We start from the raw sequence: 25,887 nt of genomic DNA on the forward strand, positions 1-25,887 counted from the left end.
TGTTGTTATTTTTACTCTTTCTCCTGCTGTCAGGATACATCGCTAAAACGTTTTTTATTGTTTTCTAGTGAAAAGAAGCATTATACTAAGATGACTATGAACACAAAACGAACGCACACTTTAACGGCTCACAAGGCGCTGCTGTCTTTTCTATTCATGATTGCTACCGCAACGCTTTTTGCTCAAAATGAGTACGCCTTCTATCAACCCGGTGTGCAGTACATATACGTGAATGGAGAAGGCTATTCAGACATAACGACTTCACCCTATGCCGGCATCAAGGTCAATAATGATACTTGTAATGATCTGTACACTACTGCTGACGTCAGACCAAGGGCAAATTCCTTTGAAGATTATCTTCAGGTACCCAGCTTTTCCGGTATAGAAGTTTGTCAATACCCCGATTCTATCGTCATGGATATTGGCAAGGAGTTTCCGGTTGTCATCAGAAAAGACCTCCCACCCGGAACGAGGTGGATTGCCACTACCGAAGAAGGACAAACGGTTTTTGGCGTGCTGGATTCCGTCCGCTACGAAGAGGTTGGTGAATCTTTTGATTCTGTTCGTTACATCAACTTCTATCGTGGGGATACGCTGCTTCAGGACGAACCCATCAAAGTATCCCGGTCAAATGGTCTCCTGCGGGGAGCTTACTTCTGGAACCTGTTGAACTCCAGGGAAACATTACCATTAGCTCCTGCCGGGATTCGCAACCCGGCAAGCAGCTCATTTTTCGATTTTTCGGTAGGGGATGAACTGCACATCGAAGAGATAGAAACGATAAGTGAATCTCCCATCACTTTCAGAATCACGCAAAAGATCTACCGGGTTCTTTCCGTTGGCCCTGATCTTACGGCGCCACGGATTGAGTACAGCGTAAGTTCCCTGTCCTACTTAAAGGAGGCTTTTTACTTTAGTGTGCCCCGGTTTGACTCCATCTTTCCTCCACATGATTCTCTCCTGCTACTAAATCAGATCGTAACGGTAAACGAACATATCCCGGAATGGACCAAAGCACAGCCCGGTGCGTTGACGAGAGGTCACAAATTTGGCGGCTCTTCCGTAATAGGGGTTCGCGGTGGGCGTAAATACCAGGCTTACCCACTGGAGGACTATGGCTTATACTGGATGTTAGGTTATTGGTATGACCTGGACGTTGGTGACACCTATATCGAAAAGCTTGGAGGCCCGTACTATGAATTTATCGGGATGCATGGGCAGGCAGATATAAGACGGCTGAATTATTTTTCTTTGAGCAATGGCTCAAGATCTTCCGGTACTCCTTTTGATTTCGAAGGCTCCGTTTCGAACGCAAACAGGCAGTTATTATCGCTTGACCTAAACGTGTTCCCTAATCCCGTAATTGATAAGTTCCGAATTGATGCCAACGATCACTCTGAACTGGAAGCGACCATATTCAACGCCAAGGGCCTTGCCCTGAAGCAGGCCCGTATCAGAAGCGGTGCAGACGTGGACATTGCCGATTTACCCACAGGACTTTACTTTTTGAACGTGAGGAGCAGTAGCGGTGTTAGGGTACTGAAATTGGTCAAAAAATAATTCATACTCCGGAAGGAAGCTTAAATGGGAAGAGAAGCCGAATCAGCATCGAACAAAAGCAGCGCCCGACTTTGGTCGTTTAAAGTCGCCCTGCTGCTTACGATCTTTTCGTTTTCAGGCTTCATCGGTGAGGGGGAGTATTTATTGAATGAGCCCTTCAGGACAGAGTTAGTCGAGACAAGCGTTCATCATACTCCTGCCAGCCTCAGCTTTTGGGCGGAAGGCCATCAGGAGCTATCACCTGAAAGACCATCTGCTGAGGTAAATACCTACGGTTATTGCAACCTGTTGAATTTCAACTCCCTCGTTGAAGTAAGGTATAAGTCATCCTTACGTCAACGATTACCCCAGCAGGCGGCGTCGGTGAAATGGCTGATCAGAAAAAGGACTGCACCTTCAGAAGAAGATGATAATCATCTGGTGTAAAGGAGGCTGCCTCTGAATACAGCGTATTTGGCGCAGCCGCTTCAGCGTAGTACTCATACTGAGTGTCTCGCAGTAATTCTATTATTGAAGTAACGTTTTCTTCTATTGCCTGGCAATAGGAGATGGCTAATTTTTTCTGATGAAAAAAATTAAAAAGGCACTACGCATGCTAGTGCTGGTCTGCCTGATTTTTCTGGCCTGTATTGGTATTGGAATAAGTGGCGGAGTTCCCCCGGCTTTCACAAAAAACAGAAGAGATTCTGAAAAAGAAAATATTGAACTGATGGACACGGAAGAAGGCAAATCCGATGACCAAAAAGGAACCCTTGAGGAATTAAGGGCGTAAGCCTTACCAGTCCTTCCCGTCCGTACAGCCTGACCGGTTCCCCTTCTGGAGCCGTCGCATGGTTTCTTTTTCTGCTTCGGCGGCAATACCTAACTGCCGTTCGGCTTCCTCCCGGCTCATCTTAGCCTGGTTGGGGTTGGCCTGTGATTCTCCCTGCTGGCTTTGGGGGTTCTGTTGACCGTCTTGCTCTGGTTGGTCTTGCTGGTCCTGGGGCTGCCCTTGCTGCTGCTGATCCTGAGGATTTCCCTGAGATTGCTGGTCGCTGTTGCCATCCTGCGGCTGGCCTTCTCCCTGGCCCTGCTGCTGTTGATCTTGCTGATCCTGCTCGTTCTGGTCCTGGTTTTGATCCTGGTTTTGCTGTTGCTGTTGCTGCTCCTGCTGTTGTAACCGGCGGATGGCTTTGCTCAGGTTGTACTTAGTTTCGTCGTCTTCGGGGTTGATGCGCAAACTGCGTTTGTAGGCATCGATGGCTTCGTCGTATTGTTCCTGCTGAAACTTGGCATCCCCCAGGTTCCGGTAAGCGCGGGAGCTGATGTCGGGGTTATCACTCAGGCCTGCGGCTTCCTCATAGCGCTTGGCGGCTTCTTCAAAATCACCGCGCTCATAGAGCGCGTTGCCAAGATTGTAATTACCCTTAGCACTGTTCTCCGCTTCGAGGGCATCATTATATTCCTTGCGCGCCTGCTCGTAGTTCTGGTCTTTATATGCTTTGTCTCCACGCCGGAGGGCACGGTGGCTGGTCTGGGCCGTTAACTCACCCATGACCAAACAGCAGAGAAGAGCGAGAAAAAACAGACGAGTGTTCATGTTAAAGGCTTAAAAGGATAATTAGTGAAACGGAATAATAATGTCAAAAATCCAGGCGACCTGCTGGCTCACGAGCGAAGCGAGCCCCTCCCCGAAAAGCTCCCTCATACCTCAAACTCTGCCGCCTTCCGCAGGTCCTTGCGGGATAGCATAAATTCAATCAGGAGTAAGACAATGGCTGGGGCCAGGAACCAATAGAAATAACTGTCGTAGGTGGAAAACGACTGACTTTCAAATTCTTGTTTTTCTATGCGGTCTACTTTAGCCCGGATGGCGGTGGCCAGCGCCTTACTGTCGCCACTCAGCGGATAGTACTGTCCGCCGCCACTGGCAGCAATGGCTTCCAGGGTAGCGGGGTCTGCGTTCGTGGTGGCGGGGCCGCCACCGGTTTCCCGGACGTAATCCTTGCGGCCATTCGTCAGCGTCAGTGGCATGAAGCTACCCTCCTGCTTACCTACGCCTACGGTGTAAATCATCAGTCCTTCATCATGTGCAGCGCTGGCGGCGGCGGCTGCGCTGCCATCATGGTCTTCTCCGTCAGAAATAAGGATGAGCGCACGGTGATTGGCACTACCCTCTTCGTAAGCCTCTTCCGCCCGGGCAATGGCTTCCCCCAGGTTGGTTCCCTGAGCAGATATCTGGTAAGGGCCCGCCGCCGAGATGACGGATTTAACGAAGGCATAGTCCGTCGTCAGTGGCGCCTGCATCAGAGAAGTACAGGTGAAAAGCTCTACACCAATGTTATTACCCACCAGCTCGTCCACCAGAGTAGACGCAAAGTAACGGGCCCGCTCCATCCGGCTGGGCTGTACGTCTTCGGCCAGCATTGAATTGGAAACGTCAAGACCGATAACTACATCAATGCCCCGCCGTTTGATCTCCTGCCTTTCGGCGGCCCACTGTGGGTTGGCCATCGCCAGAGCCAAAAAAGGAATGGCGAGCAATAACAGGCTGAATTTGGTCCATGGCAAACGCCGGTTCATGCCCGGTGCGAGGTGATCCAGTAATTCCCGGTCCGCAAATTTTTCAAGTGCCACCCGTCGCCGGTTCCAGTACCAAAAAAATAAAGCGGCCAGCACGGGGAGGGCCAGCAGTATCCAGAGGTATTCAGGGTTTTCTAAGCGAAACATTTCTGGTGCTTTTGTTAGGAACGCTAAGTTACGCTTTTCCCCCTTTCCCCTTAATCTCCTTAATCCGTGCCATGATCGAAGGAGTCATCTCCTTCGGCATCTCAAAAGTATCCCGCCGGTATTTTGACCAGGCCTCTTCTTCCGCCAGCCGCTGGTCTACCTCCCGGCGGGCCAGCCGGCAGAGATACTTAAGGCGCGGAAACTTCTTTTCAATTTCTTCCAGAATTCGTTGGCTCTCCTGCATGCTGTTGCTCGGGAAAATGTCTACCTGAAGCGCTATTTCAATCCGGCGGGGCTGCTTGCCATAAAACCACTCCTGAATGATTTCCAGGTCAATTCCGCCCCGTTCTTCAGCGGACCAAACCAGTACGTTATACAGCTCAGCAATTTTAAGCGCCGGTATACCATCGGATAAACGAAAGATGATCTCCGTCACCTCTGCCGTCTCCGGCACCATCGCCAAAAAAGTGAGTAACTCCGTAAAGGCCGATTCTCCAAAGGCAACCTGTTCATAGCCATGGCGACCCTCGACCTTCATCAGGTCATAAACACGGTGGAGTTGAGCGCGTACTTCGTGGGTCATTTACAGGCAGCTTAATCATTGATGGAATGAAATAATAACCCGCTTCAAAGGAAAAGGATGAGTGTAACACCTGGCCTCTACCGATACCAATAACTTACAAGGGGGGCAAGGTCTATCTTACCTTCCAAATGCAGTAGCCCTCTCACATGTGGCAGCCGTGCCAGACTACCCTACGGCACGGTCCGCAAAACGGTGTACCGCAACAAGGTCTCCAGCAGTAAAAGCGCCAGCCCGATCAGCAAAAAGCGACCGAACTGTTCTTCGTATCGTTTGAAAACGGTAGTCTCAATCTCCGTTTTTTCCAACTCGTCGATGTAGTCGTAGATCGATTCGAGTTCTTCGGTGTCCCGGGCGCGGAAATAGCGACCATTGGTGGTTTCGGCGATGTAGGCGAGCAGCTTGTCGTCCACCGTTCCGCGGGTAGGTTTGAAGGTGTATTTTCCGCCACCGAGCGGGCTGGAGGGCATCAGCGTTTGTTGGCCGCTACCCACCCCGATGGTGTACACCCGGATACCAAATTCCTCGGCGAGCTCAGCGGCGAGCTCGGGGCTATGATAACCGGCATTGTTTTCTCCGTCGGTCAGCAGGATGATGATCTTACTGGCAGATTCACTTTCCTTCAGCCGGTTGACGGCTGTCGCCAGACCGGTCCCGATGGCCGTACCGTCCGTGATTTCGCCCATCTGCAGTTCGGCGATGAAGCGATCAATGATTTCTTTGTCTACCGTCAGCGGAGACTTCGTGTAAGCCTCCCCGGCATAAACCACCAGGCCAATGCGGTCAAATTCCCGGCGGCTGACGAAGTCGCGGGCGACCTGTTTGGCTACCTCCAGCCGGTTGGGGCTAAAGTCGGTCGCTCCCATACTCGTGGAAAGGTCGAGGGTCAGCACGATGTCAATGCCTTCGGCCGTAACGGATTCTTCGCTCAGGTCCAGCCGCGGACGTGCCAGAGCAATGATGAAAAGCGAAATGGCCGCCACGCGCAACAGAGGCAAAAACGGGCGCAAGGCGCTTTTCCAACTGCGGAGGCCGCGCACAGATTGAGTGCTGGGCAGTCGCAGACTTACTTCCCGGTTGAGGTTCTTCCGGATCCGCCAGAACCACAGCAAGGGAGCTACCACCAGCAGGGGAAGTAGCCAGGGAAAAACGAATTCAAACTGATTCCACCAACTCATCATTCTTCTTCAGGTTTAGAGGTGGCAGGTGCGGGTTGCGGGTTGCCGGGTGTTGGCATTGGAGGCGGGACAAGTGTGGCAGAGGGCGCGGCCGCAGGTGCAGGCGCGGTTGGAGGAACAGGGCTGGGCTCCGGCTCCGGCATTTTTCCGGTGTCCTTTACAAATTCCCGGACGCGGTCAAGGCCCTTGGCGTGCAAATTGGCGGCGGGCTCTGCTTTCGCAAATTTTACCATGTCGGAGAGCTGCAGCAGCTCGCTCAACTCACTGCGTTGCAGGCGATCGAGGTTTTCCCGGCGGCCGAGCTCGCTGGTAATCTGCCGGGTGGTCATCTCCATGGCCGGAACGGAGAAACGGCCTTCGAGGTATTCCCGCAGGATGCGCGTTAGCTCACTGTAATATTCCTTAACCTGGTTGTTCTCCCAAAGTCCTTTCTTTTCGAGGCTCAGGAGTTCGGCCAGAGCTACTTCGTCAGCCGGTGGCGGTGGCGGCGGTGGTGGGGCTACTTTGGATTGTCGCTTTCGGATCGTCCACAACAAATAGGCGATACCCCCCAGCGCGAGAATCAGATAGGCGGGCCAAAAGTCCAGCCAGTTCAGTGGTTCCTCAATGATGGGCTTGATGGGGCGGAGCTCATTGTCTTCATCAACGGGGAAGGCTCGTACGTGCAACAACAGGTCATTGGTGTAGGCCGTATCCGGCCGGCCATCGGCCGCCGTGAAAATATAGGGTAGCGGCGGGATGGCAATGTAGCCCGTATCAAAGCTCGTGATCAGCATCCGCTGTTGCAGCAACAACTCCGGCGTTTCGGAGATGGTAGCCATCTCTTTTTCGGAGACAACCTCCAGTCCTTCCAGCGTATTCATGTAGCCGGTGGGCAGCGCAGTTATCCGGGTACCCGGTGGTGCGGAGATCTTTACGTCCAGCCAAATCTGGTCGCCGATATCAATCTTGGTCTGCGCTAATTCCGCCCGCGCCAATACGGCCTTGTTCGTAGACTGTTGGGCCAGTAAGACGGTCAGCGACGTCAGTAAAAGCAGACTTAAAAAAAGGCGTAGGCGCATAGGGCAAATATAATAAGCTTGGCGCTAGTAAGGGATACGGATAGACTTTCGTCTTCTCCTCCATTGCCTTTATTCTTCCCCTTGCACCTGCGACCGCGCCCGCACACCCCCAGGGAAGTATCACAAACAAAACGGAGACTAAAGGTTGCTGGCAGTGGCGGGAATACTTCGGCCGAATGCGTGCCCTGACCCCCAGGGCACCGTTCGCCAGGCCGATGAGCAGAAATCAGCCATAAATTTCGATCTGCGGTTGCAAACACTAATCTCTCAGCGTAATCACGATTACCCCGGCCGCTCCCTGAGCGCCGTACAGTGCGGTTTCGTCCGCGCCCTTCAGCACTTGTACTCTTTTAATGTCTCTGGGGTCAACGGATCGATAAATTGTAGAATAGTCAAAACCTACTTTGGAACCATTGAGGACGTAAAGCGGGTTGCTGCCACCAGATTGAAAACTGACGGGACCACGAACACTAACCCGGGCGTAGGCTCCGCTGCCGGAAACGTTGACGCCGGAAACCCGCTGCAGGTAAGCCGTCAGATCAATCGGTTGATCCGTCGCGCTACTTTCCACTACATTCTTATTGGGATCATTGACGGTCGCGCTGGCCGTAGATCGGTTGGTGCGCGAAGCGCAGCCGATGAGCAGAGCACACAGGAGAAGCAGGGTGAAAATGCGAGCCATAATTATTGCTTTTTTAATTTGAATTCAATGACACCGTTACCTCCCTGAAGGCCGTAACGGGCCGTCTCGCTGGCGTCTTTGAGAACGCGTACGCGGGCGATGTCGTCCGGATTAATAGTATTGTAAATGGTGGCCAGACTGGTGCCCATAATCGTACCGTCTACCACGTAGAGTGGTTCTGAAACAGCATTAAAGCTGGAGTTGCCCCGGACCCGTACGGTAGCGTTGGCTCCGTTGCCCCGGACGTTGACGCCGGGAATGCGCCGCAGGTAAGAAGCTAAGTCGATGCCGCTGCCAGCATCTACTTCGGTGGAATTCGCGTCTCGTTCTTTTTCCTGTCGGAGTTTGCTCGCCGAGGCATCCGTGTTTTTGCTGGTGGTACAAGCCGTGAGTGACAGGCAGGACAGGACGATGAGATAGAGGAAAATGCGCATGATCGAATTTTGAATAATCTTGAAAAGAATAGAAAGCTGTCAAAAAAAACACTGGGTGACCTTACTTACTTGAGGGTGATTTCCACAATCCCATTCGCTCCCTGAACACCGTAAAGACCGATGTCTCCTGCGTTTTTGAGGATCTTAACGGAGGCAAGTTGCTGAATGTCCACCATGTGGTACACCTGGTTATAATCCCGGCCGACAACGTTACCGTTGAGAACGAAAAGCGGGTTGGGGTCGCTGTTAATGGTCGTTACTCCACGAATACTGATGATGGCATTAGCGCCGTCGCCCGTTATTTGAGCTTCTCCCAACCGACGAATGTATTCCGTAAGATCGAGCGCGTTTTCAATGCTGGGCTCAGAAACGGAGGGTCTGTTTCCTTCTGCAGAAGCAGCTCTTGGGCTTTGGCAGCTAAAGAGCAGAGCTGAGAAAATCAAAAGAGTTAGTAGATGGCGCAGAGACATAATTTTAGCGATTTCTTTTTCAGGGAATGGGGAACTAAAGTTAAGGGTTATTGGGATAGGTTGCCTGCTTAAAGCAGTCATTGTTATTCCAGGCAAGGACAAACTCACTGGACGCGGTGCGCGTCCGGGTTTGATCTTACGGTTGGTTTGTCCACCTGTTCAGTTACCGCATGCAACTAATGCGCTACTTAATTACCTTTGCACCTTAGAAATCCGCCCTCGTTTGTAGGAGGGCAAACAATCAACCCCGAATGATCAATATCAGTTTTCCCGACGGTAACGTCCGTCAATACGAAGCAGGAACCACTGCTTTCGAAATTGCCAATAGCATCAGCGAAGGCCTGGCCCGCAACGTTTTCTCTGCTACCGTAAACGGTACACTTACCGATCGTGACCTGCCCCTTCAGGAAGACGCCACGATCGTATTCCACACCTGGCGCGACCAGGGCGGCAAGGAGACCTTCTGGCACTCTACGGCACACCTGATGGCCGAGGCACTGGAAGCCATGTACCCGGGAATCAAATTCGGCTACGGCCCCGCCGGCCGTGACGGCTTCTTCTACGACGTGGAACCGCCGGAGGGAACAACGATCAGTTCGGACGACTTCCCCGCCATCGAGGCTAAAATGCTGGAGCTGGCGCGGCAGAAAAACGAGTACGTCCGCAAGGAAGTCTCCAAGGCAGATGCTATCGCCTACTTCAAAGAAAAGGGAGACGAGTACAAACTGGAGCTGCTCGAAGATCTGGAAGACGGCACCATCACCTTCTACACTCAGGGCGAGTTTACCGACCTCTGCCGTGGGCCACACATCCCGAACACCGGTTTGATCAAAGCCATCAAACTCACCAAGATTGGCGGTGCGTTCTGGCGCGGAGACGAAAGCAATAAGCAGCTGACCCGCATCAGCGGTATCTCTTTCCCGAAGGCGAAGGAGCTCAAAGAGTACCTCGCTATGATCGAGGAGGCCAAAAAGCGGGACCACCGAAAACTGGGCAAGGAACTCGAACTGTTCATGTTCTCCGAAAAAGTAGGAGCCGGCCTGCCGATGTGGTTGCCGAAAGGAACCCAGCTGCGCGAACGCCTGGTCAACTTCCTGAAAGTAAAGCAGGAAAACGCCGGTTACCAGCAGGTAACTACGCCGCACATCGGTAAGAAAGATCTGTACGTGACCAGTGGACACTGGGATAAGTACGGCGAAGACAGTTTCCAGCCCATCAAGACGCCCCGCGTAGATGAGGAGTTCATGCTCAAGCCCATGAACTGCCCCCATCACTGTGAGATGTACAAATTCCGCCCACGGAGTTACCGGGAGCTGCCCATTCGCTTCGCGGAGTTTGGCACCGTCTACCGCTATGAGCAAACTGGCGAATTACATGGCCTGAGCCGGGTGCGGGGCTTCACGCAGGACGATGCCCACATCTTCTGTACGCCCGAACAGGTGAAGGGAGAGTTCATCGCTGTAGTCGACATCGTCAAGGAAGTCCTTAACCTCATCGGCTTTGATGACGTGACGGCTCAGATCAGTCTCCGCGATCCGCAGACTCCCGAAAAATACATCGGCTCCGAAGAGAATTGGAAAATCGCTGAGCAGTCCATCATTGATGCCTGCAAGGAGATTGATATGAATACCGTAACGGCCTTCGGCGAAGCGGCTTTCTATGGCCCGAAGCTGGACTTCATGGTCCGTGATGCCCTCGGCCGCCAGTGGCAACTTGGTACCGTACAGGTAGATTATAACCTGCCCGAACGCTTTGAACTGGAGTACATTGGCAGCGATAATGCTACTCACCGCCCGGTGATGATTCACCGTGCGCCCTTCGGTTCGCTGGAGCGTTTTACCAGTATCCTGATTGAGCACACCGGCGGTAAATTCCCGCTCTGGCTGGCGCCCGAGCAGTTTGCCATCCTGCCCATCAGTGAGAAGTTCAACGACTACTCTACCAATGTAATGCAGCAACTCGCTACCCATGACATTCGTGGTATAGTCGATGACCGCAACGAAACGATCGGCCGTAAGATCCGCGACAACGAACTGAAGCGTATTCCCTTCCTCCTCATCGTAGGTGAAAAAGAAGTGGAAAGTGGTGGCGTTGCCGTCCGGGTGCAGGGTGACGGAGATAAAGGAACTATGTCCGTTGAGGAATTTGTTGCCTTCTTCCGGGAACAGTTGTAGGGTAGTCTGTTAGTTCGTTGGTCTGTTGGTATTTTGGAGCTACCGCATATTGGAGGCGTAATTACTCCCTCGCCTTGCTGCCTGTAACGTGCGGCAGCCCTAAAGGACCAACGAACCAACAGACTAAAAGACCAATCTACCCTTCCCCCACCGTCAGCGAAAACCCTACCCCATGAATATTTTCGATCTTGATGCGGGGGTCTTCTTTCAGGTATTTCCGTAGGCGGCTGATGAAAACATCGAGGCTACGGCCGAGGAAATAGTCGTTTTCGCCCCAGATTTTCTCCAGGATGTCTCCGCGTTCGCTTACCTGGTCGCGGCGGGTACTCAGATACTGGAGTAACTCGGCTTCGCGGCGGGTAAGCCGGCGGGCGGGCTCTGTTTTGTGCTGAAGCTGTAGTTTGTCGATCTCAAAGAGATAGTCTCCGATACGGCGAGGGTCGAAGGCCGGTGTGGCTGGCCGGACGCGGTTGCGCCGCAGGAAAACCTCAATTTTCAGAATGAGTTCCTCAATGCTGAAGGGCTTCGTGATGTAGTCATCCGCACCCAGGCGGAGACCTTGCAGGCGATCTTCCTTCAGGCTCTTAGCCGTCAGAAAAAGGATGGGTACATCCTGATTTTTTTCCCGGATGCAGCGGGCGAGTTCGAATCCATCTATGCCCGGTAGCATGACATCCAGCAAGCAAAGGTCAAAATCGAAGTTAGCTCCCTGAATGAGCTCCAGGGCGGCGGGGCCGTCGGGGCAGTGCGTTACGGCGAAGTCGCTTAATTCCAGATTGTCCCGGGTAACGAAACTAAGGCTCTCGTCGTCTTCAACGTACAGAAGGTTGGCTTTACTCATGTGGTGATTAGTTGGGGGGCAGGCAGGCTGGAAGTAGAAAGTAGCGGTATTTGGATCAGGAAGGTTGTCCCTTTATCGGGTTGGCTGTTAAGGCGGATTGTCCAGCCATGTGCCCGGCAAATCTGCTTAACGTAGAAAAGACCGAGTCCAAAACCCTTTACGTCGTGAACGTCTCCCGTTGGGATACGGTAGAATTTTTCAAAGAGCCGCTCATGAAGCTCTGGCGGAATACCCGGGCCATGATCCGTCACGGCCAGAATCAACTGCCCCTTCGAGCGGCGGGCGGATATCTCGATCTTTGGCGGGTTACCGCCATACTTTACGGCATTATCCAGCAGGTTGTGAATGATGTTTGACAGGTGTAGCGGGTCAGCCAGCACGGGCATGGGGCCGTCGGAGAAATGAGTGTCCAGTTCACCGGCCAGTTCGTCCGTCCGGGCGCGAACGCTGTTGATGAGCTGTGGCAGCAGAGCCTTCAGGTCAATTTTTTCCTTCTTGATCTCAAAGTTTCCTTTTTCGATACGGGAGATTTGCAGCACCTTTTCCACCTGGTTATTCAGTCGTTCGTATTGCTGGTGGATCAGTTGGGCGTAGCGGCTCAGCCGGCTATCCGCCGCTATGTATTCATCACGTTGAAAAACACTGGCGGCAATCCGGATGGTGCTCAGCGGCGTCTTGAACTCATGCGTCATGTTATCGATGAAATCCTTCTGCATTGTGGCTAATCGCCGCTGCTTAAGGATAACGATGATGGAGTAAATGAAGAACGCGATGGTCAGCAGCAAAATCACCGACAGAAAAACGACCAGTTGCATTTTTTGCCAGATGTATCCGGTGCGGGTCGGGAATTTTATACCGAAGTAGTAGAGAAGGTTATGGTCGGGGGCCAGATAACTTTCCTCGTCTTCCAGCTTCTCCGGTTCAATTTCCTCACTGGTGGCCTGGCAGTAGCCACCGTAGGCCATCTGATCGGAAGTACAATCAAAAATGGCGTACTCGAAAGGGAGGTCCATCCCCAGGCGGATCAGTTCTTGCTGGATGAGCGTTTCCAGCCGAAGTGCATCGATTTCACTCTCAATATTGACAATGAAGTAGTTGTTGGATTGCGGCCGGATGATGTCGTCGTTAGGTAGCGTACTTTCGTTTTCGGCGGCCAGCTTACGGGCCACATTTACCAGCGCAAGCTTGGCCTTATTCCTAAACTCGGTGTCGTTCAGGTTCCAGGTCGTCGTGACCCAATAGGTCTGCATCCCTACGATGCCGATGATGGCAACGAGACCGAGAAAAATGACGCGACGAATAACGGTTTGGTGCATCAGCGGATACGTTCGTTTGGCAAATTCGGTAGCCAGCGGTACTCCGCCACGGCTTTTTACTTCATTAACAACGTATTAACCGCCGGTGGCGTTGCGCAGCAGGAAGCAGAATGGGGCGACGGCGCGCAGGTGCAGGGGGGGGACTTTTAGAGCAGCGCCCTGGTTGGAGAGCTCTGCTCCGAAAGAATGCTGCGCAGCAGCTATCCTCCAAACAAGCCATGAGAATCAGGATGTAACCAAGTACTCATTTGGTGATACACAGGTGTTTTCAGAGCGGAGCTCTTCAACCGGAGATTTCGCTTATCTTGTGTACGTTTTTAACCTGCCTGGAATCGAAATAGCTTTTGCGTTACCTCATTACGTTGGTTTTGCTGTTAGTTACCATCACGGCCCTGCCCGCGCAGGACCGCAGCAACCCCTTTGAGATTACCTCCCGGCTGCCCGCTCAACACGCTGCCGCAGCCGCAGCGGGCAAAACTTACTCGCCCTTCGACATTCGCCCGGCGGGCGAGTTCTCCACTGCTCCGGCAACTTCCCCGGCACCTGCGGGGAGCGCCCAAATAAGTGCTCCGCCCGCAGCTTCTGCTACCGCCAAATCAAGAGGGCCAATTGTTATTCAGTCCACCGACCCCAACAAGGGCAAAGGCAGCCTACTTGCCATTCACCTCTTCCTCCTGTTAGCGATGGCCAGCCTCTGGTTACTGTTCGGGGATCTGCTCCGGCAATGCCTGCGCAGCACCATCAACGATGGGGTGATGAACCAGCTGTACACCCATCGGTCAGGCAATCAGTTGAGCGCACTCTGGTTTTTTTACTGCTTTTTCTATCTGGCGGCAGGCTTTTATATCTACCTCTTTGCCGTCGCACATAATGTGAGCCTCAATCAGGGTATTATCCCCAGTTGGCTTTCTTACACCTTGTTGGTTGCGGGTGCCGTTGGCCTTAAACACTGGGTTCTTTGGGCCTATGCCCGCTTATTTCCGGTGAGAAAGGAGGTGAGCCGCTATGCATTCGTTTTAATGGTCTTCTCTATTCTGGCGGGTATTTTCATCGTTCCGGTCAATTTATTGGTCAGTTATGCACCGGAAGAATGGCGCTATTTCTTCCTGTATTCCGGCCTGTTCGTTTTTTTGGGCGTATACCTGCTGCATATCGTCAGAGGGGGCTTCATTGCTGGTCACCTGGCCATCAGAAGACCCGTGCATTTTTTGTTGTATATTTGTGCCATTGAATTGGCCCCTTTACTACTGATTTACCGTTACTTAAGCGACACATTAGCCTAAAATGCTAATTCCTTGATTTTACGTTTTGTTAGTAGTAAAAACGGCTTTTTTTGAATTCTGCAAGAGTGACGAACATATGAGCACGGCTGCTAAGCAAGAGAACAAACAAGAAACTTTTAAACCAGTACGGACCATTCTAGTCTCCCAGCCTCAGCCGGAGCGAAGTCCGTTTGCCCGCCTGGAAAAGAAGTATAATCTCCAAATTGACTGGCGGCCATTCATTGAAGTTAAAGGCCTCACAGAAAAGGAATTTCGCAAAGAGCGGATTCGCCCTGATGAGTACTCAGCCATCATTTTTACCTCCAAGCTGGCCATTGAGCATTTCTTCCGGATCTGCAAAGCTATGCGCATCGAGATGCACCAGGACACGAAGTACTACTGCATGACGGAGGCGATCGCCAACTACTTGCAGAAGTTTATCGTTTACCGCAAACGGAAGGTCTTTTTTGGTCAGCGCACCATTCAGGATCTGGCGCCAACGCTGAAGAAGCATCGCAGTAAGGAGAAGTTCCTGCTGCCTACCAGTAACCTTGGCTCCGAGTTTGTGAGCAAGTACCTGACCGATAACGAATTTGACTGGACACCGGCACTAATGTACCGAACGGTCTCCGCCGACCTCAGTGACCTGGAGGACGTATTCTACGACGTGCTCATTTTCTACAGCCCACTGGGAATCGATTCGCTCTACGAAAACTTCCCGACCTTTAAACAGTTGGAAACCCGCCTGGCGGTGGCCGGCCGTAAAACGACCAAAGCCTGCGAAGAGCATGGACTGACCGTCAACATCGCCCCCGAACCACCCAAAGTGCCAAGTATGGAAATGGCACTGGACAACTACCTCAAAAAGAGCAACCTGAAGGAATAAACCGGATGGCCTTAGCTCAATCTGAGACTCAACTTCTTGAACAGCTGCGGCAGCGACTGACGGATCATCCTTTACCGGGGTCATCGGCTCAGAACAGTATGTCACCTCCTCTGCGGGGAACCCCCCTGACGCCACCTGCTACCGCACGGCGGGCGTCCGTTTTGGCCTTGCTCTACCCCATCGATGGCTTGTTACACTTGCTCTTCATCCAAAGAACGAGCCCTCCGGGAGATCGCCATGCCGGGCAAATCTCCTTTCCCGGTGGCTCCGCCGAAGCAGCGGACGCTGATGCCGCCGCCACCGCCCTGCGGGAAACGGAAGAAGAGGTCGGCATCCCCCGGCAAAGCATCGAACTGCTCGGAGCGCTTACCCCGCTCTACATTCCGGTGAGTAATTTCCTGGTGGATCCCTTCGTGGGCTACCGGGCGGAACGCCCGGACTTCATCTTGCAGGAGAGCGAAGTGGCACGGGTGTTGGAGATACCGCTGGCGGACTTCCTCGGGCCGGAGGCCCGCAAAGTGGGTGACCGAAAACTGAGCAGCGGGATGACCTTGAAGGAGGTTCCCTTCTGGTCCGTAGGAGATGGAGAAGAAATCTGGGGCGCTACCTCAATGATGGTGGGGGAGTTGGTGGCGCTGTTGCGGGAATAATGGATTGAAACTACCTGAGATTCTTACAGTTTGTCTTCGCCTACAATTACCATTGGATAACCAGCCAGTTGAGACAAACGATAGAATTGAGCTCAGTTATCACACCTAGATTTATATCTTTTAGCGCTTCCGAATCAATGTGTAAACATACTCAAGGTCACTAGATTGGTATACCGTGCTTAAAGCTTCTTTCGCCTGGGAGTATGTCGCTGTGGGGTTTTCAAGCATATACTTTTGTAAAAAATCATACTCAGCACCGCGCATTTGGTTCAGTAACCAGCCATTGCGGTAGTCTATTCTACCAAAAATATATTTTCCATCTATTTCGTACAGGTTAGAGTTTGTTAGAACTTTATTATCCTTTACTATGGCAAAGTACTCTGTTAAATTATTAACGTAGCCAACGTAGATGAAATTACTGGAAGGTGCAACGTAAGATGTAACTGGGATGTTTTGATTGTAAGCATTCTGTAGAGCTCCGTAAGCATTTCCACTACTAGAGGCTCTTAGTTCTTCAATTCTTGCTTGGTCGAAAACTCCGCAAATTATGGAAGGTTCAAGTTTATTCCCGGTTACGACAAATAGTGTGTCGTCATAATTACGCGAAAAGTACAATTTATTACCATCAACTACGAAGTCGTTGTTATCATAGTATGGCACTTCGCCTTCTTTGTAGGAATAAGAATAAGAGATGACACTGCTATTAGCGATAGAATCATCCATTTTCAAAATTTCGATTTTTTGATCGGCTAAGTCTCCAACTGCTAGGTTTGGATAACCCTCTATATTGAAAAAGGCAGCGCCGTCAAAGTGTTCAACATCACCATGAACTATGGGTAATGGTCTACTTTTAATAAAACTACCAGCATAGTCATATTTAACTCTCTTAGTTTCTCTAAAGTCGTATACGAATATGGACTCATCAACGTGATCAACAACTACTTTTCCTATTCCAGAATAGCTCTGAAAAGGGTGCTCATTCTGTTGTTTTGACCAACTAACTGTACCATCAAATTTGACCAAATTAATTATTCCACCAGGGTGAGGGTGTACAAGCATGAGATTGCTATCAATGATTTCGAAATTACGCACGAATCCGGGTATTTTCAATGCTTCAGAAGCCACTAACCTGATGGTCTTGCTGGAAAAATTATCTGGAAATTCTTCGATATTATAGTTAGGGTTAGGATTTACAATGACCCTGGGTAACTCCATTAGAGAATCATCTTTGCAAGAGACTAAAAACAAGACAAAGCAAAGGGAATACCAATTTTTTAATGACATATACGTAATTTATGGCCGAACATTCGCTCGGCCATTTTATGGTTAATCGTACTATAGCTCTTTTCTGCCGGGAGTATTCGTGCATTGCACAATTACAACGGGTGCACCGCAGCCTCCTGCATAACAGGTTGTGTTTGTAACGGGACCTCCGCAAATAATACGGACCCCAATACCTTCACTACAAGGTACGGAAGATTGAGTGCAGTCACCTGCTAAGATGTCATGAGTTGGTAACACAAACATAGCAATAGTCAGGAAAGAGCAAAAGAGTTTTTTACTCAGCTTTTTCAATGAAATCATACGAAATAAGTTAATAAGTGAAAGGTTTCGATTGTTTTACCAATCATCAACCAAATAATAATATTTTTTAGGTTAAAACAAATATATATAATAGTGTTTGCAAGTAATAGCGTGTTTTTTTTAAAAAAGAATGCACTATAAAACCTAATCTGATTTTCTTCTTAATGTGGTTATTACTAATGAAACACAACGGGCATTCATGGATGCAAACTTTTTACACACGATCAAGGACCGGGCCATCAAGCTGGGGGAATGGGGCTGAAGCTACCTCTGCAGCCAGCCACTCTTGAAATTGCTGCTTTTTTGGAGGTGGTACCTTTACTGATCAATGAAGTGATCATGTTTCAGGTAATCAAACAGTAGTTGCTTGTAGTCAAGCAGATAGGGGCACAAGCTTTTTCTACGAACTGAAAACAGGGGGGGGATGAACGGCCCCGTCGTGATCCATCGCTCTTTTAGCCTTTCTCTGCATCCTGCGGCCGCGCCCCAAAACTGAGCAGCGGGATGACCTTGAAGGAGGTTCCCTTCTGGTCCGTAGGAGATGGAGAAGAAATCTGGGGCGCTACCTCAATGATGGTGGGGGAGTTGGTGGCGCTGTTGAAGTAGTCTCGTAGGCTATTTGGGCCAGGTTTTTGGCCTTTTCCACCACTTCGGGTGGATAACCTGCAAGGGAGAGCACTTTGATGGCGTTCCGTTCCGTCATGACACCGGGCTTGATTTTGTAGTCAAATGACAGGTCGGCATCTCTGACCTTTTCCTGAAAATGATAGAGGGCGAAACCGCTGGTGAGTAATTCTGCCAATTCCAGGTCGTGCGTACTCACAATGACCAGCGCTGCCGTGCCTGCCAGGTAACCCAGGACGGCCGCGGCGGAGGCTACCCTTTCGATGGTGTTGGTGCCTTTAAAGATCTCATCAATGGTGATGAGATGTGGTTTTTCCTCCTTGGCATACTGGATAATTTCACCAATACGATCCACTTCGCTCAGATAGTAACTGCTACCGCTTTCCAGATCATCTTCGAGGTTAACGGAAGTGGCGAAGCGCCAAACGGTAGACCGGTAAGTATCGGCAAAGGCAGTATTGAGTACCTGAGCACTAATGGCGTTCAGGTTAATGGCCTTGATGAACGTAGACTTGCCGGACATATTCGAGCCCGTGATGAGCAGATTTTCCTCTTCAAGGTGTAGGTCATTAGGAACTGCTGCTTCCAATAGTGGATGGTAGAGGGATTTGACGTCTAATCTAGGATCAGTTGAAAATACCGGCTGACAGTGAAAAGGAAGGTTCTGACGAAGGGCGAGAACGGAGAGCGCTACGTCAGCCTCGCCGATGAGTTGGTAAATGGACGAAATGGCCTTTTTTTCCTTTCGAACGGATTTGATCAGGGATTCAAAGATGGTCACGTCGAGTAAGGTCATAAACTTGGCGACTTCGGCCAAATACCAAAAGCCACTACTGATTTCACCCTTGAAGAGCTTCTCTGTTTTAAGGATGCTCAGTCGGTTGAGCATTGAGGCTATCTTTTTGAGATCCTTCTTGATGGTTGTCTGCTCAGCCTCACTCAGATAGTCTAAATTTGGTGATATCTTTTTAGCTACACTGTGGAGTTTTTTCAGGCTTGACAGCATATTAGCGTAGTAGCCTACATTAGCTTTGTGACGATAATGGATAAAAAGGTTGACGGCCATGATGGGCACGAAAAAGATGTATAAAACGGGATAAAGAGTGCCGAAGAGCAGCAGCGAAAAGGAAAGCAGTTGCAGGCCCTTTATCCATGGCAAAAAACGGGATGCCTCAGGATATTGACCGTGAATGATGTGTGGAAATAAATAATCGTCGTTGGAACGAAGGGCATGTAGTTTCAGAATCAGAGCGTCATTTTCTCTCTGGGATAAAGCCTGAATGCGTCGTTCTAATTCTTGTAAATCTGCCGGGCTTTTCTGCCCACTACGGAGTTCGTTGTACAGGCACTGCTGCCCAATATGAGAAGTGGTTCGATCAAGGAAAGTGAAGAATTTTTCAAAGTCGAGGTCATCATGACTTTGCTGGTCGATGAAATAGTCATGTTGCTGGTAATCGAAGAATAACTTCTCGTAGTAAAGAGAGTAGTTTCGTGTCTTGCGTTGGCCCCAGGCGTCCAGAATTTTCTTTTCCCGGGCGTGCTTGCCGGTCAGGAATATGGCTTTGATCTTTTTCCACATTTGATTAAAAACGGAGGATCCGGATTAAGAAACAATCTTATTCTACGAAAAGAGAAGCCTGAGGGACCAACGGAGTGGAAACCTTGCTTTTATTATTCAGACCTTTGCATCCTGCGGCCGCGCCCCAATGTACTTCCGTATGAGTACGCGTTCGTTCAGCAGTTAGATAAAATCTAATCCCCAAAAAAAACGTTTATTACTACCGAACCCTCAACGGGCATTCATGGATAAACACTTTTTACATACCCTCAAAGCCCGGGCCATCCAGCTGGGGAAAAAAGGCTGGGACTATCTCCGGAGTCAACCACCCCTGAAACTCTTGTTTTTGGGAGTAGCCCTGCCCCTGCTGCTGCTGACCCTGTACTTTACCTTCCTGTTTGTCCGCACGATGAGCGGTGCCTACGGTCATCTGCCGGAAAAGGCAGAACTCGCCCTGGTGGAAAACGCGGAGGCCAGCTCCGTTATCAGTGAAGATGGGCAGTTGATCGGGAAGTATTTTCGTGAAAACCGCATCAGCGTCCCACTCGAAGAAATATCTCCCTACGTGACCGAAGCCCTGATTGCTACCGAAGACAGCCGCTTTTTTGAGCACCAGGGCATTGATCTGCGGGCCCTGCTCCGGGTAGCGGTCAAAACCAAGCTTTTGGGCGATACGAAGAGCGGCGGCGGATCCACCATCAGCCAGCAACTGGCTAAGCAATTGTACCCCAGAGTCAGCGGTCAGGATATGCTGAAGACGAAGTTCCGGGAGATGATCATCGCCAGCCGCCTGGAGGAAGTCTACAACAAACAGGAGTTGCTGGCGCTGTACCTGAACACCGTTCCTTTTGGCGAATTAGCCTTCGGCATTGAGGTGGCTTCCAACCGCTTTTTCAGTAAGTCCGCCAGCGAGCTGCGGGCCGAAGAGGCCGCCGTGCTGGTCGGCCTGCTCAAATCCACCCGCAACTACAACCCCCGCAACCACCCGGAGGCCAGCACCGGCCGCCGTAACGTGGTGCTGGACCAAATGGTGAAAAACGGTGTAATGAGCCAGGAAAAAGTGGATAGCCTCTCCGCCTTACCCCTGGAAATAAAGTATCGCCGGGAGAATAATAAAGTGGGCAGTGCGGCTCACTTCCGCCGGATGCTCCGCAAGGAAGTAGAGCATGCCCTGGCGGGGAAGACGCACCCCGACCGGCGCCCCTACGATATTGATCGGGACGGACTGAGGATCCACGTAAGCATCAACAGCGTTCTGCAACGACTGGCCGAGGAGGCCGTGCTGGAAACCATGCCAAACATCCAGGCAGCCCTGGCGCGGGATTGGAGCGGTGGCAGGAAAGCGCCCTGGGAAGCGGCCTTCCTGAAAACAGTAGAAAAATCACCCCGCTATCAGGCCTATGCCGATGCCGGGAAAAGCAGGGAGCAGATCATGGAGCTGATGAAACAGCCCCGGCAGATGACGATCTACGACTGGAAAACAGCTGGGCCGGTAGACACCCTGATGCGGCCGATTGACAGCCTGCGCCACTATTTCACGCTGCTCAACGCCGGCTTGCTGGCCACCGACCCGCGCAACGGAACGGTCCGCGCCTGGGTGGGCGGCGTTGATTATCGCTTTGTGCAGTACGACCACGTGACCGCCCGCCGGCAGGTGGGCTCCACGATTAAGCCCGTGATCTACGCCACGGCCCTGCAGGAAGGTATGCGCCCCTGTGAGTATACACCAGCGCAGCAGTTTACGATCGAAGACTTTAAAGATTATAACCCCCGGAATCCGAACGGCGACTATGAAGGTGCCTACTCCATGCGTGGCGGACTGGCCAAATCCATCAATACCGTAGCGGTAAATCTGGCGGTCAGAAGCGGACTGCAACGGGTGGTGAACGAGATTCACGAAATGGGCATCACCGGAAAGGTGGAGGCCATCCCCAGTGTCGCGCTCGGTACGGTAGAGGCTACGCTGCCGGAGATGAACCTGGTGTACAGCGGTTTTGCTAACCGGGGCCGACGGCCGTTGGGGATTCACTTTCTGGATAAGATTGAGACCGCAGACGGAGAGCTCATCGTCAGCTTCGCCCGGCCGAAGGAGACGAAGACAGTGATGAGTGATACCACGGCAGCCATCGCGACCTACCTGATGAGCGGCGTAGTGAACAGCGGCACGGGGGCACGCCTGCGCAGCACCTACGGCATCAGCGGTCCGCTGGCCGGGAAGACGGGCACGACGCAGGATCAGTCCGACGGATGGTTCGTCGGTTACACCCCAAAATTGGTGGTGAGCACCTGGGTGGGCGCCGAGTATCCGGCCGTTCATTTCCGGACCCTGAGCCGGGGCTCCGCGACGAAGACCGCCCTGCCGGTGTGGGGAACCTTCTTACGCAAAGTGCAGCGCACCAGGGGCATCAGCTACTATAAAGGCGGCGGCTTCCCGCCGCTGGATGAAATGACAACGGCCCTGCTGGAATGCCCGGATTATCTCGATGAGCTTCCGATCTACCGCGACCCCGAAGAGTTTATGCCGGTAGACGATATCGCTACCCGCCTGCAGCGTTTCCCCGCCCAGGACATCGAGCAGATGATGGCCCGCAAGCGCCGCCGGCACAATGAAAGCCCGGCACAGTATGCCGAACGCATCGCCCGGCAGCTGGAACGCGAAGCCCGCAAAGACGAGCGGCGGGAGGAACGAAAGGCCTTTTGGGCGAAGACTTTGTTTGGGAAGAAGGATGGAGGGGAGTAGGGCGAAGTTGTCTCTGGCGGCGAGCGATAGTAATTGCGCTTCGGTTGGGAGGGGGAGTTTTTGTAAAGTGCTCCTCCACGTACTCTTCCGTCCCTTGGTTCCAGAAGTGGTAGTAAACCTCTCCCCCGTCCCCTCTCCGTACCGCTCCTACCGTCGCTGGAGAGGGGTGACCCTTCGGTTTAAACTTCAGTATATGATGAGGGCGGTTGGAGTAGTCTAAACAGAGTGGAAAAGGGCTTCTTTCTCCATTCTAGTCCTGGAAGGACGTCTATCGTAGCGATGGCCGACCGGAGGGCCGGAGGCGCGAAGGGAGCCCATCGACCTGAGCGTCTTCGGAAACTTATGTTTTGAGGTCGGTTCACAAGGGGGAAATTCTACTCCCCCCGCACCACCTTCCCTCGCCCAATCTCCCGCCCCTGATCCCAGAAACTGTAAAAGTAAACGCCTGCTTTTAAATGACTCAGGTTAAAACGTGCCTGACGGTAGAGTACTTGCTGCGTAAATACCTCCCGACCAACGGCATCATAAAGCTTGAACTGACCATTGAGCGGCAGATAATCCCCCAGGTCGAACACCAGTACATCCTGCACGGGGTTCGGGAAGGTGGAAAAATGCAGCGGCGCAGGATCATCGGAGCTGACGGTACCCAATTCTATCGTCCGGCAGTGCGTATCACTTCCCAGCGCATTACTTACCGTCAGGCAGACTTCGTAGATGCCAGGGCCAGCGTATGTATGGTCGGGGTGGCGGTCGCTGCTGCTGCCACCATCCCCAAAGGTCCAGGACCAATTCCCCGCCTCATAAAAGCTCAAGTCCTGAAAGTGAAAATTCAGTGTGTCTTCCGCGTTTCTATCGATGCGGTAATAGGCCCGGGGGAGATTGTCGATGCCGAGGGTATCAGCCGGGCTACCGTCGATGGGGCCGAGGCGGTAGTTGGGGTGGTTGGCTAGGGTGGCAATATTCCAATTAGGTAACTGAATGGAATGTTGTCGAACATCACAAGCCCCCCCCTTTTTATCAGGAGATTCAATGACGTGGAGTGTTGTGACACTTGTAGGACTGTTTATATATATTTTTCCATCTGGAGCTAATTGTGCAAGATAGAAACGAGTCCTAAAAAAATCTAATTCTCTATAACCGTCATAAATAGCTACCGTATCTTCTGTTGCAAAAACATCTTCAGCCCACAGATCATATTGGTAAACATAATTAGTATGAGTAACATATAGAAACTGTGAAGAAGGGGAGATGGCCGCTCCCCCAGCGCTTGCATTTTTACCAATTGTTTTTTGCCTGTGATTGGAAAGCTTTCCGGTAAGACGATCAAAATCAAAAACATCTAAATAGTCTGGACCATCAGCCCCCCCAACTAAATTAACCCGAATGAAGTGTTTGCCGTCAGGAGAGAAAACTGACTGCCCAAGCCCACTTCTTAAATCATAATCAACATCTATTGTATCGACTAATGTTGCGCCATCTGGATTGAGCAATACAGAATAGACAATAGGCTTGTTAGCGACAGCCCCCAATACCCACCAGTCTCGTCCGTTTGCATGTCTGCAAGACGTCATTTCCCCTGTGGAAAGGGAATCCGGAGTGATGTTTTCTATCTTTTCGTAAATACCTATAGTTCCATTAGTATTAATAAGAGAAGAGGAAAGTTCTTGACCTAGTTGAGGAAATCCTCTTGAATAGGTTGTCTGAACACAATGCACCACGTCTACTAAATTAAAAGGTAGATAAACAAAAGACTGGGGAAGTATCTTTTCTGAATCACCATTCTGTTCAAAAAAACCGTTAACAATTAATTGATCATACCTATTTCTTACCTCTAGATTATTAGAATATAGGACTAAGTTTCCATTAAAGTCCGAAAGACTATTTCCGCTCCCATCAAAGTCTAAATCAATTTCTTGATTATTCTCTATATTCAACTCAGCGTCAAAAAAACTCAAGATTGAAACACCAAAGGAGTCATCAGGTGGTGATGCATTCCCACCTGCATATCCTACCATCCAGTGATTATCATAGAATTGGGCTGAGAGGCTTGTGCTTAGACAGAGGAAAAGGAACAAGGATAAATATTTCAGCATTGATATGTTTTAAATGAGGCTAACTTGATGAAAAGCTAGCCCCGTAGCATTCTACTTTACAACAATTCGTATTACTAATATTTCGCTCTATTGGTTGGACTTTTACTCAATATACGCCGAACGCATCGCCCGGCAACTGGAACGCGAAGCCCGCAAAGACGAGCGGCGAGAGGAACGAAAGGCGTTTTGGGCGAAGACTTTGTTTGGGAAGAAGGATGGGTGAGGAAACCTCTCGCACCAGTTAACCGTTTACATCCATATGGCAAACGAATGGAACGTCGGTAAGAAAAAGTCCGGCTTAAAAAAAGAGACGGAATACGCCGTCATCGTGGGGGTGATTACCCGCAAGCAGACCGAAGAGCTGGTAGACGAATACCTCGATGAATTAGAGTTTTTGGCGCTCACCGCAGGTGCAGTGACGGTTAAACGTTTTGTGCAAAAGCTCGATAGCCCGGATAATAAGACCTTCGTCGGTAGCGGTAAGGCCGCAGAGATTGCGGAGTACGTAAAGGAGCACGAAGAAGTGACCATGGTCATCTTTGATGATGACCTGAGCGGAAAGCAGACCGGTGTGCTGGAAGAACGGATGAAGGTGAAGATCATCGATCGCTCCTCGCTCATCCTGGATATTTTCGCCAACCGGGCGCAAACCGCCCAGGCCAAAACCCAGGTCGAACTCGCCCAGATGCAGTACATGCTGCCACGGCTTCGGGGTCTGTGGACGCACCTGGAGCGGCAGCGGGGGGGTATCGGGATGCGAGGCCCTGGTGAAACGGAGATCGAGACGGATCGCCGGATTATCCGTGACAAAATCTCCAAGCTCAAGAAAGACCTCGAAAAGCTCGACCGGCAGGCCGCCACGCGGCGCAAAGGCCGCGATGCCATGGTCCGTGTCGCCCTGGTGGGATATACCAACGTCGGCAAATCCACCCTGATGAACCTGCTGACGAAAAGCGACGTCTTCGCCGAAGACAAACTCTTCGCCACCCTCGACACGACCGTCCGCAAAGTCGCCTTCGAAGGCGTCCCGTTCTTGTTGACGGACACGGTAGGCTTCATCCGTAAGCTTCCGCATCACCTGGTGGAAAGCTTCAAGTCTACCCTCGACGAGGTTCGCGAAAGTGACATCCTCCTGCACGTAGTGGACGTGGCCCACCCGGCACACGCCGATCAGATCCGTACCGTACAAACCCTGCTCAAAGAGTTGGGCGTAGAGGAAAAGCCGACGGTGTTGGTCTTTAATAAGGTGGATCTTTTCCGGGAACGCAACTATGATCTTTACCTCGATGAAGAAGGAAAGGAAGAAGTAGAAGAGGGCCTGCGGAAAAGCCTGGAGAGCGAATTTGGCCACGAGGCGATGCTCATCTCCGCCAAGACCCGGGAAAATATGGAACAACTCCGCCGCCGTCTGGTGGATATGGTAAAGGGAGAATACCAACAGACTTATCCCTACATTGCTCAGCACTGGTAGAGACGCTATGCGTC

The 25,887-nt window shown here is 51.3% G+C and carries 22 protein-coding genes; 9 read left to right on the forward strand and 13 right to left on the reverse strand.

The window, feature by feature from the left end:
• Positions 1-96: 96 nt before the first annotated feature.
• From BM123_RS18360 to BM123_RS18370, 3 genes are all read left to right on the forward strand, one after another.
• Entirely contained in the window at positions 97-1,560 is a 1,464-nt protein-coding gene (locus BM123_RS18360) for a T9SS type A sorting domain-containing protein (protein WP_175489457.1), read from the forward strand.
• Positions 1,561-1,584: 24 nt separating this feature from the next.
• Positions 1,585-1,986: a hypothetical protein gene (locus BM123_RS18365; protein ID WP_090171583.1), complete on the forward strand. Its 402-nt coding sequence runs from the start codon at positions 1,585-1,587 to the stop codon at positions 1,984-1,986.
• A gap of 139 nt (positions 1,987-2,125) precedes the next feature.
• Entirely contained in the window at positions 2,126-2,332 is a 207-nt protein-coding gene (locus BM123_RS18370) for a hypothetical protein (protein ID WP_090171585.1), read from the forward strand.
• Between the two features lie 3 nt (positions 2,333-2,335).
• Here the strand turns inward: BM123_RS18370 and BM123_RS18375 are convergent, their stop codons facing one another.
• From BM123_RS18375 to BM123_RS18410, 8 genes are all read right to left on the reverse strand, one after another.
• The gene (locus tag BM123_RS18375) at positions 2,336-3,139 is read right to left on the reverse strand and encodes a tetratricopeptide repeat protein (protein ID WP_090171586.1); all 804 of its coding nucleotides are present in this window, start codon (positions 3,137-3,139) and stop codon (positions 2,336-2,338) included.
• A 104-nt stretch (positions 3,140-3,243) separates the two neighbouring features.
• The gene (locus BM123_RS18380; RefSeq protein WP_090171588.1) at positions 3,244-4,269 is read right to left on the reverse strand and encodes a vWA domain-containing protein; all 1,026 of its coding nucleotides are present in this window, start codon (positions 4,267-4,269) and stop codon (positions 3,244-3,246) included.
• Positions 4,270-4,297: 28 nt separating this feature from the next.
• Positions 4,298-4,852 carry a hypothetical protein gene (locus tag BM123_RS18385; protein ID WP_090171590.1) on the reverse strand — a complete coding sequence of 185 codons (555 nt, stop codon included), beginning with the start codon at positions 4,850-4,852 and terminating at the stop codon, positions 4,298-4,300.
• Between the two features lie 170 nt (positions 4,853-5,022).
• On the reverse strand, positions 5,023-6,030 hold the full coding sequence (locus tag BM123_RS18390; protein ID WP_090171592.1) for a vWA domain-containing protein: 1,008 nt from the start codon (positions 6,028-6,030) through the stop codon (positions 5,023-5,025).
• A complete protein-coding gene (locus BM123_RS18395; RefSeq protein ID WP_090171594.1) occupies positions 6,027-7,088 on the reverse strand; it encodes a hypothetical protein in 1,062 nt (353 codons plus the stop codon). Before BM123_RS18395 ends, BM123_RS18390 begins: the two co-directional genes overlap by 4 nt.
• A 259-nt stretch (positions 7,089-7,347) precedes the next feature.
• Positions 7,348-7,770: a TonB-dependent receptor plug domain-containing protein gene (locus tag BM123_RS18400; RefSeq protein ID WP_090171595.1), complete on the reverse strand. Its 423-nt coding sequence runs from the start codon at positions 7,768-7,770 to the stop codon at positions 7,348-7,350.
• 2 nt (positions 7,771-7,772) lie between these two features.
• Positions 7,773-8,204 (reverse strand): TonB-dependent receptor plug domain-containing protein, encoded by a 432-nt coding sequence (locus BM123_RS18405; RefSeq protein WP_090171597.1) that lies wholly within the window; start codon positions 8,202-8,204, stop codon positions 7,773-7,775.
• Between the two features lie 65 nt (positions 8,205-8,269).
• On the reverse strand, positions 8,270-8,674 hold the full coding sequence (locus BM123_RS18410; protein WP_139211944.1) for a hypothetical protein: 405 nt from the start codon (positions 8,672-8,674) through the stop codon (positions 8,270-8,272).
• Between the two features lie 251 nt (positions 8,675-8,925).
• On the opposite strand from BM123_RS18410, the gene thrS reads away from it, so the two are divergent.
• Entirely contained in the window at positions 8,926-10,848 is a 1,923-nt protein-coding gene (gene thrS, locus BM123_RS18415; RefSeq protein ID WP_090171600.1) for a threonine--tRNA ligase, read from the forward strand.
• Between the two features lie 136 nt (positions 10,849-10,984).
• On the opposite strand, the gene BM123_RS18420 is transcribed toward thrS, so the two are convergent.
• Both BM123_RS18420 and BM123_RS18425 read right to left on the reverse strand, forming a co-directional pair.
• On the reverse strand, positions 10,985-11,689 hold the full coding sequence (locus BM123_RS18420; RefSeq protein ID WP_090171602.1) for a response regulator transcription factor: 705 nt from the start codon (positions 11,687-11,689) through the stop codon (positions 10,985-10,987).
• Positions 11,686-13,005, reverse strand: coding sequence for a sensor histidine kinase (locus BM123_RS18425; RefSeq protein WP_090171604.1), 1,320 nt, complete (start codon positions 13,003-13,005; stop codon positions 11,686-11,688). Before BM123_RS18425 ends, BM123_RS18420 begins: the two co-directional genes overlap by 4 nt.
• A 344-nt stretch (positions 13,006-13,349) precedes the next feature.
• Between BM123_RS18425 and BM123_RS18430 the strand changes: the two genes are divergently transcribed.
• From BM123_RS18430 to BM123_RS18440, 3 genes are all read left to right on the forward strand, one after another.
• Positions 13,350-14,288 (forward strand): DUF4271 domain-containing protein, encoded by a 939-nt coding sequence (locus tag BM123_RS18430; RefSeq protein WP_090171606.1) that lies wholly within the window; start codon positions 13,350-13,352, stop codon positions 14,286-14,288.
• A 76-nt stretch (positions 14,289-14,364) separates the two neighbouring features.
• Positions 14,365-15,153 (forward strand): uroporphyrinogen-III synthase, encoded by a 789-nt coding sequence (locus tag BM123_RS18435; protein WP_090171721.1) that lies wholly within the window; start codon positions 14,365-14,367, stop codon positions 15,151-15,153.
• 5 nt (positions 15,154-15,158) lie between these two features.
• On the forward strand, positions 15,159-15,803 hold the full coding sequence (locus BM123_RS18440; protein WP_090171608.1) for an NUDIX hydrolase: 645 nt from the start codon (positions 15,159-15,161) through the stop codon (positions 15,801-15,803).
• Positions 15,804-15,923: 120 nt separating this feature from the next.
• Here BM123_RS18440 and BM123_RS18445 read toward each other — a convergent pair whose 3' ends face one another.
• Positions 15,924-17,087, reverse strand: a complete 1,164-nt coding sequence (locus BM123_RS18445; protein WP_090171610.1) for a 6-bladed beta-propeller — start codon at positions 17,085-17,087, stop codon at positions 15,924-15,926.
• A gap of 862 nt (positions 17,088-17,949) precedes the next feature.
• The gene (locus BM123_RS18450; RefSeq protein ID WP_090171612.1) at positions 17,950-19,590 is read right to left on the reverse strand and encodes a MutS-related protein; all 1,641 of its coding nucleotides are present in this window, start codon (positions 19,588-19,590) and stop codon (positions 17,950-17,952) included.
• A 223-nt stretch (positions 19,591-19,813) separates the two neighbouring features.
• Between BM123_RS18450 and BM123_RS18455 the strand changes: the two genes are divergently transcribed.
• Positions 19,814-22,309, forward strand: coding sequence for a transglycosylase domain-containing protein (locus BM123_RS18455; RefSeq protein ID WP_090171614.1), 2,496 nt, complete (start codon positions 19,814-19,816; stop codon positions 22,307-22,309).
• A 374-nt stretch (positions 22,310-22,683) separates the two neighbouring features.
• On the opposite strand, the gene BM123_RS18460 is transcribed toward BM123_RS18455, so the two are convergent.
• Entirely contained in the window at positions 22,684-24,402 is a 1,719-nt protein-coding gene (locus BM123_RS18460) for a PKD domain-containing protein (protein ID WP_090171615.1), read from the reverse strand.
• 259 nt (positions 24,403-24,661) lie between these two features.
• On the opposite strand from BM123_RS18460, the gene hflX reads away from it, so the two are divergent.
• Positions 24,662-25,873, forward strand: coding sequence for a GTPase HflX (gene hflX / locus BM123_RS18465; RefSeq protein ID WP_090171616.1), 1,212 nt, complete (start codon positions 24,662-24,664; stop codon positions 25,871-25,873).
• Positions 25,874-25,887 lie beyond the last annotated feature (14 nt).

The sequence above is a fragment of the Neolewinella agarilytica genome (genome assembly GCF_900110645.1).
GTDB classification, from domain to species: Bacteria; Bacteroidota; Bacteroidia; order Chitinophagales; family Saprospiraceae; genus Neolewinella; species Neolewinella agarilytica.

What these genes read in the sequence shown, in the direction of transcription:
- BM123_RS18390 (WP_090171592.1), bottom strand. Translation starts at nt 6,030, where the DNA reads ATGATGAGTTGGTGGAATCAGTTTGAATTCGTTTTTCCCTGGCTACTT.
- BM123_RS18395 (WP_090171594.1), bottom strand. Translation starts at nt 7,088, where the DNA reads ATGCGCCTACGCCTTTTTTTAAGTCTGCTTTTACTGACGTCGCTGACC.
- BM123_RS18380 (WP_090171588.1), bottom strand. Translation starts at nt 4,269, where the DNA reads ATGTTTCGCTTAGAAAACCCTGAATACCTCTGGATACTGCTGGCCCTC.
- BM123_RS18400 (WP_090171595.1), bottom strand. Translation starts at nt 7,770, where the DNA reads ATGGCTCGCATTTTCACCCTGCTTCTCCTGTGTGCTCTGCTCATCGGC.
- BM123_RS18360 (WP_175489457.1), top strand. Translation starts at nt 97, where the DNA reads ATGAACACAAAACGAACGCACACTTTAACGGCTCACAAGGCGCTGCTG.
- BM123_RS18365 (WP_090171583.1), top strand. Translation starts at nt 1,585, where the DNA reads ATGGGAAGAGAAGCCGAATCAGCATCGAACAAAAGCAGCGCCCGACTT.
- thrS (WP_090171600.1), top strand. Translation starts at nt 8,926, where the DNA reads ATGATCAATATCAGTTTTCCCGACGGTAACGTCCGTCAATACGAAGCA.
- BM123_RS18410 (WP_139211944.1), bottom strand. Translation starts at nt 8,674, where the DNA reads ATGTCTCTGCGCCATCTACTAACTCTTTTGATTTTCTCAGCTCTGCTC.
- hflX (WP_090171616.1), top strand. Translation starts at nt 24,662, where the DNA reads ATGGCAAACGAATGGAACGTCGGTAAGAAAAAGTCCGGCTTAAAAAAA.
- BM123_RS18460 (WP_090171615.1), bottom strand. Translation starts at nt 24,402, where the DNA reads ATGCTGAAATATTTATCCTTGTTCCTTTTCCTCTGTCTAAGCACAAGC.
- BM123_RS18370 (WP_090171585.1), top strand. Translation starts at nt 2,126, where the DNA reads ATGAAAAAAATTAAAAAGGCACTACGCATGCTAGTGCTGGTCTGCCTG.
- BM123_RS18450 (WP_090171612.1), bottom strand. Translation starts at nt 19,590, where the DNA reads ATGTGGAAAAAGATCAAAGCCATATTCCTGACCGGCAAGCACGCCCGG.
- BM123_RS18420 (WP_090171602.1), bottom strand. Translation starts at nt 11,689, where the DNA reads ATGAGTAAAGCCAACCTTCTGTACGTTGAAGACGACGAGAGCCTTAGT.
- BM123_RS18440 (WP_090171608.1), top strand. Translation starts at nt 15,159, where the DNA reads ATGGCCTTAGCTCAATCTGAGACTCAACTTCTTGAACAGCTGCGGCAG.
- BM123_RS18455 (WP_090171614.1), top strand. Translation starts at nt 19,814, where the DNA reads ATGGATAAACACTTTTTACATACCCTCAAAGCCCGGGCCATCCAGCTG.
- BM123_RS18405 (WP_090171597.1), bottom strand. Translation starts at nt 8,204, where the DNA reads ATGCGCATTTTCCTCTATCTCATCGTCCTGTCCTGCCTGTCACTCACG.
- BM123_RS18385 (WP_090171590.1), bottom strand. Translation starts at nt 4,852, where the DNA reads ATGACCCACGAAGTACGCGCTCAACTCCACCGTGTTTATGACCTGATG.
- BM123_RS18425 (WP_090171604.1), bottom strand. Translation starts at nt 13,005, where the DNA reads ATGCACCAAACCGTTATTCGTCGCGTCATTTTTCTCGGTCTCGTTGCC.
- BM123_RS18435 (WP_090171721.1), top strand. Translation starts at nt 14,365, where the DNA reads ATGAGCACGGCTGCTAAGCAAGAGAACAAACAAGAAACTTTTAAACCA.
- BM123_RS18445 (WP_090171610.1), bottom strand. Translation starts at nt 17,087, where the DNA reads ATGTCATTAAAAAATTGGTATTCCCTTTGCTTTGTCTTGTTTTTAGTC.
- BM123_RS18375 (WP_090171586.1), bottom strand. Translation starts at nt 3,139, where the DNA reads ATGAACACTCGTCTGTTTTTTCTCGCTCTTCTCTGCTGTTTGGTCATG.